Genomic DNA, 10,369 nt, shown 5'->3' on the forward strand with positions numbered 1-10,369 from the left:
CTCAATAAATCATTTGGAACTCAGGTAATAAGAAAACTGACCAAAGTAAGTCTTGGGTAGTTGCTACATCGGTTTTTCCGCCATAGAGGCGATCTGCTAATTCTAATTCTTGCACAGTTGGAGCTCTGAGCAAAGCTTGAGCGAATAATTTTGAAGTCAGTTCTTTCGGGTCTGAATAATTACTAACCCAGCGAGCGCCTCCTTTAGCTAATGCCTCATTCAACCTGATGCCATTGGTGAGTTCTAAAGCTTGAAGCAAACTCGCTTGAGAATCCCTGCTTGTGGATACGATTTCTCGATTTGGTCTTCCCAATGCAGTGAGAAAAGGATTGTTTGCCACCAAAGATGCGCGGGCATATTCTTTCTGATTGCCTGATTCAGGAATCAATTCATAAGGTCTAAATCTCACCTCCGCTGAATCAAAAAGTGGGGAAGCTAAATGACTTACCGCATCGGAAAATTGCTCGGCTGTCATCCTCCTTTGGATTACTCCCTGAAACTTGAATTCGCTGGCCAAAAGCAATTCTGGCGAAGCGATCAAGATAGATTCACTTTGGTAAATTTTGGAAGAAGTGATTTGAAAAATCAATCGCTTGATATCATAGCCGTTTTCGACGAAATCCGCAGCCAGCCAATCCAATAAATCCTGACTCCAAGGCATATTATCCATCTCATCGACTGGCTCCACAATTCCTCGACCCATAAGCTGCTTCCAAATTCGATTGACAAAGGTGTGGTACAATCTTCCATTGGCAGGCTGTACCAGCTGATCTGCCAACTGGCGAAGCTTGTCGGCTCTGGAAGCTGCGCTATCAATCGTTCCCAGCTCTTCCCAGAGAATTTTGGTTTTGGCAAATTTCCCGGTTGGGATCTCACATCGACTAATTTCCAAAGTAGAGTCAGCAAAAACATTGGCAAAAGCATAGGCTTCATCCAACTTCCAATCACTGATGAAACTATCATGGCATGAGGCACATTTGAGATTTAACCCAAGGATGACTTGACCCACATTTTGAGCTGCCTGCATTTCGGTGCGCTGGCTTGCATTAACAGTTCCCCTCCATCGGATTCCTTCTATAAAGCCTTTAGATTTTTCAGTTGGATTGAGGAGTTCTTTGACTAATTGATCATAGGGTTTGTTGTCTCTAACTGAGGTATAAAGCCAATCGGTAATGGCAAAGCGACCATTAGTAATGTAGCCCGTTCCAGTGTAGTCGTTTCTCAGAATGTCATTCCAAAAGGTGAGCCAGTGCTGCGCATAATCATCCTTTCGATCTAATAGTTGCTGAGAAATGACTTGCCTTTTTTGTGGATTCGGATCCTTTTTGAAGCTATCCAATTCTTCCGGACTTGGTAAAATCCCTATCACATCCAGGTAGATCCTTTTTAAAAAAGTCCGATCATCGACTGGCTTAGTCCAGTTGATTTCATGGGCTTGGAAATACTGATCCACCAAACGATCAATTGGATTTTCAAGACCCGGTTTGGAAGCTGGAAGAATAGGTTTCCGAGGTGCTAATTCAGCTTTTCGGTAAATAGACTGTTGTGGAACTCCTTCTGGCCATGGAGCTCCTTTTTCTATCCAGAGGGAAAGCAAAGCGATTTCCTCCTTGGTGAGAAGTCTACCCTTAGAAGGCATTACCTCTTTGTGATTTTTGGAAAGGGAAACCCGCCGGATCAATTCGCTTTGGGAAGGATTTCCGGGTATGATCGCGGCCCCGTTTTCTCCTCCTTCAAAGACATATTCTTTTTCATCCAATCGGAGCTCACCTTCAATCTTGGAACCTGAATGACATTTGTAGCAATTATGTGCCAATACAGATCGAACATTGGCAACCAGAAGCATTTCCTGATCTGAGGAGAGCTCGGAAGTGAATTGGGCAAGATTTAAAGTGAGTGATTCCGGAGCGTCGGAATCTTCATTCCAAGGAAGTTTTTCCGTCAGAAAATCCTCACCATAAACCAAAGATCCTCCAAAATGCCCCGTAATTCCTACACCGAATCCAACCAGAAAAAGTAAAAATCTATAGATTCGAATGAGCTGCAATTTCGGTTCAGATTGATTTTTCCAAAGAAAATAAAGCAGAAGAATACTTAAAACTGATGTAGCGATTCCTAGTTTTTTATGGAGTTCAAGTGTACTTCCAGTTATCCCCTCATTTTCGGCCAAGAGCCAGCCCAAACCGGCTGAAACAATCGCTGAAGCAGCTCCAAAAATCACCATCAACCGAATTGCTTGGCGCATCGGATGTTGGAATTTTTTAAGGGTAAAAAGCTCCAAGAATCCTGCGAAAATCAATAAGGCAATTGGAAAGTGGGTAAGAATTGGATGAAATCTTCCAAGAATCTCCCAAGGCCAAAAAGTAGTTTCGAGGTCCGAGTTTTCAGCTCCAAAAGCAGAAAATGAAACAATAATCCCAAAAGCTGTAAGCAAAATGGGATTATGAAGGAATCGACTTAAGTTTTTGAATGGCTTCGAAAGTATCAAAGTAAAGTTGGGAAAAGGGTCAGAAAACTTGAAAAATATAAGAATTCTGGCTTTAGAAACCATCCTTAACACAGATGCTTTTTATAAATGGAACAGGTTTAACCTATTTCTGACGATGCTGTTGATCAATACTTTGCTATTCCTGCAGCCGCTATGATTCCATCTTGAGCAGAAGTAACACCCGATACTCCGATACTTCCGACAATCACTCCGTCTTTAAAAATCGGAAGTCCTCCTTCGACTCCAACAGCATTTGGAAGTGTTGCTATTCTTGCTCCACCTTCTGCTTTCATGGCGTCTTCAAAGACTTTGGTAGGTCGCTTAAAGAACACGGCAGATTTTGCCTTTGCCTGAGCAACTTCAATACTTCCGACTTGTACACCATCCATACGTTGCAGGGAAATTAGATTTCCGCCATCATCAAGAATCACGATCACAACATTCCAGCCTTCGGCCATCGCCTTTTCAGTTGCTGCAGCAGTGATTCGTTGTGCATCTGAAAGCGATAAGTAAGGTTTGGTCTGGGCTTCTGTAAGAGTTAAACCTGCAAAGAGAAGCAATAGGGAAAGAAGGATTTTCTTCATGGTAATTGAGTTAGTTGAATTCTAATTTAGGTCTTTTCAGTGAAAAAGTGGTTCTGCTCTAATTGGCATTCAATATCAAAATGTCTATCTTAATCAACCTTATCTAACCCGATCCTTATGAAATCCCTCTCCAGACGTGACACGATCAAATCGCTAACCCTGATAACTGGGGCAAGTTTGTTTTCTCCACTGACTTTAATTGGAAACAATTTCCCTAAAAGAGAAAAGCTAGGCGTCGCGTTGGTTGGCTTGGGTTATTACAGCACGGATTTATTAGCACCAGCTTTACAGCAAACAAAGCATTGTTATTTGGCAGGTATTGTGACCGGAACTCCAGCAAAAGAAGGAATTTGGAAGGCTAAATATCAGATCCCTGCGGATAATGTTTACAACTACAAAAACTTTGATGATATCAAGGATAACCCGGATATCGATGTGATTTATATCGTGTTGCCGCCATCGATGCATATGGAATATGTTGTTCGGGCTGCAAAAACTGGAAAGCAAGTATGGTGTGAAAAACCAATGGCAGTAACTGCTGAAGAATGTCAGGTTATGATTGATGCCTGTAAACAAGCAGGAGTTTCACTTTCTATTGGATATCGATGTCAGCATGAACCAAATACTCAGGCTTTTCAAAAAATAGTTAAAGAGAAAAGCTTGGGAGCTGTTCAGAGTTTGGATTGTGCTGCAGGCTATCGAGATAACCGAACCGATCATTGGAAGCAAAAAGCAGAGATGGGTGGAGGAGTGATCTATGATATGGGCGTATATTCGATTCAGGGAGCTCGATTAGGAACTGGAATGGAGCCGATTGCAGTTCGATCCGCAAAAACTTGGACAAATCGGCCTGAGATTTATAAGAATGGATTGGCAGATAATGTGACTGCCGAGCTTGAATTTCCTGGAAATGTAATCGCAACAATCAAAACTTCATTTGCGGAGCAAACTAACTTTTTGAATATCAATTGTGAAAAAGGGCAGATTGCGATGGAGCCATTTTCTGCCTATTCTGGAAATAAAGGAACTAGCCCTCTTGGTGAAATTAATTTCCCGTACGATGTGCCTTGGCAACAAGCAAATCAGATGGATCAGGATGCTTTGGCGATTCTAGCAGGTAAGTCAATGGCTGTTCCCGGTGAAGAAGGTCTTAGAGATATTCGAATTGTGGAGGCGATTTTGGAATCTGCCAAGACTGGAAAAAGGGTTGTGATTTGAAGTAGTTGGTTGATTAATTAATCCATGAATTCTTAGAAAAGGAATCCCTAGATAGATAAGTATATTAGTAGCTGTTAAGCAATGAAACTGGTTCAAAACTAAGATTCTTTCCGCTTTTAGTAATGATGAAAATTTTATCCTCCGAGAAGCGATAATACCAATTGACAAAAGCACATTCATCACTAAAATCGCTCATTGGAAGACCATTTACGGAAACCACTTCTTCTCCGATTTCTATTTCCTGATGGGAAGGAATCTGCTCAAGGGATTTTCCACTCACCAGTATTTTTCCTTCACTATATCTAAGGTTGAAAAACTTTGGGTCTAGAAATTTTGGACTTTCATTTTTAGGATCAAGATAGTAGGTAGATTCCGAGTTATTTATGATCGTTTTTTTGCTTAATGTGCTAAAAAAGGCCAAACCTAGTTTACTGTGGTTGGTTTCCATAAACTCAGTGGGGATCTTGTAAACCAATCCACTACCAAGGGCTAGTGTGTCCAAGAGAATATTAATTGTTTTCTCAGTTTTTTGACTTATCGCTCCGGTACTATGGTTGAGAGAAGTATGAGCAAAGCCTTGATTATCTTTTTCTTGGATATATTTGCTGATCAATTCAGAAGATGAGTCAAGATCTAAAACTTTGGTATATCCAAAATCAATTAGAATGTTAGAAAGGTTTATCGCTCGAAAAGAAAGTTCGGCGTAAGGCCGAGAATTTTTGTAAGATACCGGTAAGGCCAAATAGCTATCTTCAATGGAAAAAGGTTTTTGAGACACCCGAACAATCTTTTTTTCGAAATCAATTTCCCAATTGAGCAATTTGATAACATTTGAACCCAGTAGGTAAAAATCTTGACAGCTCAAATAAGACATATCATAAATCAGGCTTTTTACATTTGAGATTTTTAACCCACCAATTTTAATTTCGTCAGTATAGGCAGTCCGTACCTTTTTGGTTTCACTATTCGAATCCCGAATAGTCATCCGCTTTCCTTGTATTTTGACTCTTTTGGTACTGCTGAATTTTTTCCCTGCAAGCCCCAAAGCAGCTCCTGTATCGAAGGCAAAATTAGTAGCTTGGCCATTCATCTCTCCGCTTAAGACAAGTAGTCCAGACTCCATGTGAAAAGGGAAGCTGTAAACGGAATCACTTTCTTGTCCAAAGCTGCTCCAGCTTAGCGATAACGAGAGCCCGAAAAATATCAAGCGTTTTATAAATACTGAGAGACCGATTTTATTCATTTCAGATAAATTGTTTTCCCTTCCTTAGCACTTCTAATAGCCGCTTCAAGGATTTCAACAACGATCATATTGTTTTCCAAGGAACTTAAATCATACGATTTCATCTGAATTTCATCTCGAATCACTGCAATTAAGAATGAAAAGGGATCATCGAAAGGTGCATCCCTTTTTTCGATTCTGATCTTTTCCTCTTCATAACCATCATAGCCTTCAGCAATACGAATTCGAAGGTCTCGTCCATTGTCAGCATAGATCGCTCCCGTCAAGCCATAGATTTCCATGTCTTTTCGGCCAATTGGCCAGTTCCAGGAAGGTTCGAGGATGGCCTGAGAATTTTCATAGGTCAGGATAATCGTTGCATCATCCTCGACTTTTGGGTTGTTTTCGGATTGAAATTGCTGGGCTACAGCAGTCACCGAAGTAGGTCTTCGACCTTGATTTAGCCAGGTGGCAAGATTCGCACCATAGCAACCAAAATCGATAATGGCTCCAGCGCCATTTAAAACCGGATCAGTGAGCCAATCTAGAAATTCAGCATTTACACCGATTTTCTTTGGACCCTGATGTCCATCGCGGACGATCAGTTTTCGCATTTCACCTACTGTGCCGGATTCAAGGAGTTCGCCTGCTTTCTCCACAGAAGGATACCAAGTCGTTTCATAATTGGTGAGGAGATGAATTTGGTGCTTTTTGGCAAAAGCCTCCATCTTCAAAGCATGCTCCATGGATACTGCTAGTGGTTTCTCGACCATCACATGAATTCCCTTTGGAGCACAAGCTTCGACCACAGCGAGATGATCGAAGATATTTCCAAAAGCGGTGACAGCTTCCGGTTTGGTTGCTTCCAACATTTCCTCCAAAGAATCAAAAACCAATTCAATTGGAATCCCATAGTTTTTGGTAAGTCTTGCAGCAAGTTCTCGGTTTGGCTCAGCAATACCTACAATCTCCAAATCTGCTCGTTTATTGGCTTCTAAGATCAAGCCCACATGACCATGGGTGAGACCTGCCACACCGACTCTGAGTGGTTTTTGAGCTAAAGTGTAATTCGAAAAAGCCAGCAAAAAAACTAGGCTGAGGACTACTTTTAGTTTCATATGACATTTAAGGTTTTGAAGGTGCGCGATCACGAATAATCCGCATTTGTCCGCCATGGTTAGACTCATGCTCCATCACATGAAACCATTTCCAATAGGTATTCACTTCATTCCCGGGACTGGACCAGCCTTTATCGACTTCCATCAACCAATTATCGTCTTTCCCTTTCAGTTTTTCCAACGTTTCTTCGCGGACATCCCCAATCATTTTTAGGTAATATGCGGCGGTATTTCCTTTGATCTTTTCTCTACCTTCTGCACCTAGTCTCATGGCTGCTCCCCAGATTTTATCTTCTTCAGGGGAAAACTCCTCTCGGCCTTCAAATGTGTTGATTTGGTAAAACTTATCTGTAGCACCTAGATGCATGATCATAGCACCGATAGAGTTCGCATTTTTATCAAAAAGGTAATCCAGGTCCTCAATACTAAGATCCTTGACAGTATTAATAATTGTCTGCCTCATATAGGCCATCATGGAAACCAGCGCCCCAATTTGTGGAGAATACCCTTTTCTCGGACCGATATACATTAAGTCTTCACTTGCAAAAGTGGGGTAGGAAGTGGTGGCTTTTGCAACGGTTCCTATGCCTGCTATTCCAGCTGAAACTGCGATCCCCTTCTTTAAAAATTCTCTACGATTATTTAAAATTCTTTGATTTCCCATCTGTGAAATTTCTAGTGGATAAAAAACTAATACTGAAAATTTGCGCAAAATCCCTCACTTATTCAACTGGTTGTTGACTTTTCAATATTAAAATTTGAATAGGAATTAGGAATTCCAACTGAGACAAACATCAAGATTTTCTTAAATTAAGCTAGTTATTAAATCCAATCGCTATGAAAACTTATCTTAAATCCTTACTGACTTTCTTAGTAATACTCGTTCTATTTTCTTCTTGCGCGGAGGTTACCAATATTGAAGATTGTGTGACTGACGAACCTTACGGTTTTTTCTTTGGAGTCTGGCATGGTATCATTGCTCCTGTCAGTTTTGTGCGCTCTGTTTTTTTTGATGACATAGCCATGTATGGAGTTAATAATACTGGAGGGTGGTATGACTTCGGTTTTGTGCTTGGAGCTGGGATTCTTTTTGGGGGTGGCGGAAAAGCGAGTAATTCCAGATAAAGCCCTATTTCTTTCGATGTTTGATTAACTTGATCATCCTATTTGATTTTTAGTGTTTATTTCGAAGGAGGATTTTATTACTTATTTTAATTAGTTAACAATTCATGGAGTATCTGGGAGAGTCTAAACCTATCAATTTAATTGATCCTCTGGTTTCTGTTTGTATACCTGCTTTTCAACATGAAAAATATATTGCTCAATGTATAGAAAGTGTTCTTGCACAAGAAACGAACTTTCCTTTTGAGATCCTTATCGGAGAGGATGATAGCACAGATGGTACCCGTGAAATATGTATGAAATATGCAGAAGAACACCAGGATCGAATTCGATTATTTCTGAGAAAATCAGAAGATAAAATGATCAGAGGCGGAAAAAAAGTTGGCCGATTGAATCATTTGGGATTGTACCGAAGTGCCCGAGGAGAGTTTCTGTGCATCTGTGATGGCGACGATTATTGGGTTGATAATTCTAAGATCCAGCATCAATTGGATCTTATGAGACAATTCCCTCAAGGATCTATCTGTATTTCCAATACGATTTTGGATTGTGAGGATCCCCCTATTACAAAAGATATTCCTGATCGAATTTGCATTAAAAAATCTTCCGAACTTAAAAAGAAATTATATGAGGGTCACATTTCAAACTGGATGATGAAAAATAAAATGGATCTTTTTTTAAAAAATCCTGCTGCCTACAAGTCTCCAGGTTTAGATAATTTGATTTATAATTTTTATAAGGTTTTACCCTTAAGTTAGTGGGGATATAAGTTTAATCCTCCGTGGAAAAAGAGGATTGCACTTCTAAAGTTGGTAAAAGTTCTATAGCCTTTACCTACAGTTTTGAGCTCTTGGATTTTTCCATTTAGCCGTTCTGCCATTGCGTTGTTTAGGTTCATCAATAAGGCATTCACGACACCTTTGATATGGTTGTTAAACATGGCTACTACTTTGTCGATTTCCTTGATTTTTCTTTTCTGCGAATCAACAGTCCATTTGAGGTACAGTTTCCAGGCGTATAGCTTTTCGGAGCTGAACAGATCCTTGAAGTTTTCCCGTACCTGCCATGCCTTGCTAACCTCATAATTGGCGCCGGCAATGGCATCAAAATGAATACGTTGCTTCTCTGTGAGGTTTTCCGGATTCTTAAGCAGTGCGTAGCGGCTGTTCTTTAGTTCCTCATGCTGCTTGACTTCTCTTCGCCGCACCTTGTCGATTGCTTCATTGAGGTACTTAACCAGATGAAAACGGTCATGGACTATAGCTGCGTTGGGGAGCATTTCTTGGGCAGTAGAGATAAAAGCCTTCCACATATCCATGCTTATCGCTTTGACCTGGTGAAGTTGCTCATTAGTCAATGATTTGTTTAGCAGCGACTTGACCGATTCTTTGGTCCGGTCTTCCCCAACATCCAGCACACAACCGGAGTGAGGATGACTCAGGACTGTAATGTAATGATGACCCTTCCTAAAGGACTTCTCATCTATACTCAATTGGTCAAAAACTACCTGGGAATAGTTTCTTCTGCTCATACCTCTTTGGGTGCTTACATGCAGAATTCTATTTACTATATTAAATCCACAACGCATGAGCAGTGCGGTTTTAGTCTGATTCTTGGTTGCCTTAAGTAGATCAATGACGGCATGCTCAAACAGATAAGTATGACGCTCATAACCAGAGGCCCAATTGGGCTGAACCGTCTTCACTTTGCCATTCGAAGCGATAATTCTGGGAAGCTTACACTTGATGTAAGTCTTGTATTGCATCGTGTCAAGATGCCTCCATTCACGCTCGGGGGCATGGTCATATACTTTGCATAACTCACCGGTTTGATCATCTACCAATTGATCCAATCGGCAGCTGACTCTAATATAAATCTCCGCCTTTCCAAGGTCTGTTTGGATAGATTGGACTTCCCATCCATCCTCTAAATTGAGCAGGGTTGTGAAAAAATTCTCCGTAAACATCTTTTTGCTTAAAGATAACTATTCCATTAAATTCGTGGTAGAACCGAATGAAATTATGTTGGCTAACATTACAATCCTGGTATTCGTCAACAAATAAACCTTTATAAGTATTAAAAAGAATTTCTCGTATTGGCTTCAGCTTAAAAAGAGTATTTGCCTTTTCAATAACAAATGGATAATATAGCTTACTGTCTTCTTGTTTTGGCAAATCATTTCCAGTATAAAAGGCTAAGACATACCTTTGAGCAAAACTAGTGATTGTTTCTACTTCAAAACTGGAATTTGGTATACCTTCCTTTTTAATTTTTTCTTTAATGGAAGCAACACCAGCATGTGTATGAGTCAGTATTAGTTGTTTCTCTTTATTTCGGATATTTTTGAGACATTCTGCAATTGTATGGGTTTTGCCATAGCCAGCTGGTGCTATTAACATACTTTTATTCATGGAAACAAACTCTTGATAATTAAGCATTATCTATCCATTTAGAAAGTCCTGTTAGAATTGAATCAAGCTTTTTCCCTTTCATTTTTGCGTATCCATCCGATCAACCCCATATTGCTAAAGGCCTCCTGACTGTATAATGTTGCAGGATGAAAAACGTAAGCAACGAAGAATACTATTCCCTTTTCTGTAAATGGAGGGAATCCGGT

The 10,369-nt window shown here is 40.3% G+C and carries 10 protein-coding genes; 3 read left to right on the plus strand and 7 right to left on the minus strand.

The annotated features are described in order from the left end of the window. Position 1: 1 nt before the first annotated feature. Positions 2 to 2,488, minus strand: coding sequence for a DUF1549 domain-containing protein (locus tag P8O16_RS10170; RefSeq protein WP_300314141.1), 2,487 nt, complete (start codon positions 2,486 to 2,488; stop codon positions 2 to 4). Between the two features lie 125 nt (positions 2,489 to 2,613). Beyond that, positions 2,614 to 3,072, minus strand: a complete 459-nt coding sequence (locus tag P8O16_RS10175; RefSeq protein ID WP_300314143.1) for a heme-binding protein — start codon at positions 3,070 to 3,072, stop codon at positions 2,614 to 2,616. Positions 3,073 to 3,189: 117 nt separating this feature from the next. On the opposite strand from P8O16_RS10175, the gene P8O16_RS10180 reads away from it, so the two are divergent. Further along, entirely contained in the window at positions 3,190 to 4,290 is a 1,101-nt protein-coding gene (locus P8O16_RS10180; protein ID WP_300314145.1) for a Gfo/Idh/MocA family oxidoreductase, read from the plus strand. A 64-nt stretch (positions 4,291 to 4,354) separates the two neighbouring features. Here P8O16_RS10180 and P8O16_RS10185 read toward each other — a convergent pair whose 3' ends face one another. Genes P8O16_RS10185 through P8O16_RS10195 form a run of 3 tightly spaced genes read right to left on the minus strand, consistent with a single transcriptional unit; the run spans position 4,355 to position 7,294 of the window. After that, the gene (locus tag P8O16_RS10185) at positions 4,355 to 5,533 is read right to left on the minus strand and encodes an aspartyl protease family protein (protein ID WP_300314146.1); all 1,179 of its coding nucleotides are present in this window, start codon (positions 5,531 to 5,533) and stop codon (positions 4,355 to 4,357) included. Further along, entirely contained in the window at positions 5,530 to 6,630 is a 1,101-nt protein-coding gene (locus P8O16_RS10190) for a Gfo/Idh/MocA family oxidoreductase (RefSeq protein ID WP_300314148.1), read from the minus strand. Before P8O16_RS10190 ends, P8O16_RS10185 begins: the two co-directional genes overlap by 4 nt. 7 nt (positions 6,631 to 6,637) lie before the next feature. Next, positions 6,638 to 7,294, minus strand: coding sequence for a DinB family protein (locus tag P8O16_RS10195; protein WP_300314150.1), 657 nt, complete (start codon positions 7,292 to 7,294; stop codon positions 6,638 to 6,640). 173 nt (positions 7,295 to 7,467) lie between these two features. On the opposite strand from P8O16_RS10195, the gene P8O16_RS10200 reads away from it, so the two are divergent. Next, positions 7,468 to 7,755 carry a hypothetical protein gene (locus tag P8O16_RS10200; protein WP_300314152.1) on the plus strand — a complete coding sequence of 96 codons (288 nt, stop codon included), beginning with the start codon at positions 7,468 to 7,470 and terminating at the stop codon, positions 7,753 to 7,755. A gap of 104 nt (positions 7,756 to 7,859) precedes the next feature. Next, the gene (locus tag P8O16_RS10205; protein WP_300314153.1) at positions 7,860 to 8,510 is read left to right on the plus strand and encodes a glycosyltransferase family A protein; all 651 of its coding nucleotides are present in this window, start codon (positions 7,860 to 7,862) and stop codon (positions 8,508 to 8,510) included. Here P8O16_RS10205 and P8O16_RS10210 read toward each other — a convergent pair. Continuing rightward, complete coding sequence (locus P8O16_RS10210) at positions 8,507 to 9,718, minus strand: ISL3 family transposase (RefSeq protein ID WP_300314155.1); 1,212 nt, start codon at positions 9,716 to 9,718, stop codon at positions 8,507 to 8,509. The two genes, P8O16_RS10205 and P8O16_RS10210, sit on opposite strands and share 4 nt — an antisense overlap. After that, positions 9,618 to 10,190 carry an AAA family ATPase gene (locus P8O16_RS10215; RefSeq protein ID WP_300314157.1) on the minus strand — a complete coding sequence of 191 codons (573 nt, stop codon included), beginning with the start codon at positions 10,188 to 10,190 and terminating at the stop codon, positions 9,618 to 9,620. Before P8O16_RS10215 ends, P8O16_RS10210 begins: the two co-directional genes overlap by 101 nt. Between the last annotated feature and the right edge of the window lie 179 nt (positions 10,191 to 10,369).

Origin of the sequence: Algoriphagus sp. (assembly GCF_029254265.1) — a bacterium.
Classification (GTDB): Bacteria; Bacteroidota; Bacteroidia; order Cytophagales; family Cyclobacteriaceae; genus Algoriphagus.

What these genes read in the sequence shown, in the direction of transcription:
- P8O16_RS10175 (WP_300314143.1), bottom strand. Translation starts at nt 3,072, where the DNA reads ATGAAGAAAATCCTTCTTTCCCTATTGCTTCTCTTTGCAGGTTTAACT.
- P8O16_RS10180 (WP_300314145.1), top strand. Translation starts at nt 3,190, where the DNA reads ATGAAATCCCTCTCCAGACGTGACACGATCAAATCGCTAACCCTGATA.
- P8O16_RS10185 (WP_300314146.1), bottom strand. Translation starts at nt 5,533, where the DNA reads ATGAATAAAATCGGTCTCTCAGTATTTATAAAACGCTTGATATTTTTC.
- P8O16_RS10190 (WP_300314148.1), bottom strand. Translation starts at nt 6,630, where the DNA reads ATGAAACTAAAAGTAGTCCTCAGCCTAGTTTTTTTGCTGGCTTTTTCG.
- P8O16_RS10195 (WP_300314150.1), bottom strand. Translation starts at nt 7,294, where the DNA reads ATGGGAAATCAAAGAATTTTAAATAATCGTAGAGAATTTTTAAAGAAG.
- P8O16_RS10200 (WP_300314152.1), top strand. Translation starts at nt 7,468, where the DNA reads ATGAAAACTTATCTTAAATCCTTACTGACTTTCTTAGTAATACTCGTT.
- P8O16_RS10205 (WP_300314153.1), top strand. Translation starts at nt 7,860, where the DNA reads ATGGAGTATCTGGGAGAGTCTAAACCTATCAATTTAATTGATCCTCTG.
- P8O16_RS10210 (WP_300314155.1), bottom strand. Translation starts at nt 9,718, where the DNA reads ATGTTTACGGAGAATTTTTTCACAACCCTGCTCAATTTAGAGGATGGA.
- P8O16_RS10215 (WP_300314157.1), bottom strand. Translation starts at nt 10,190, where the DNA reads ATGCTTAATTATCAAGAGTTTGTTTCCATGAATAAAAGTATGTTAATA.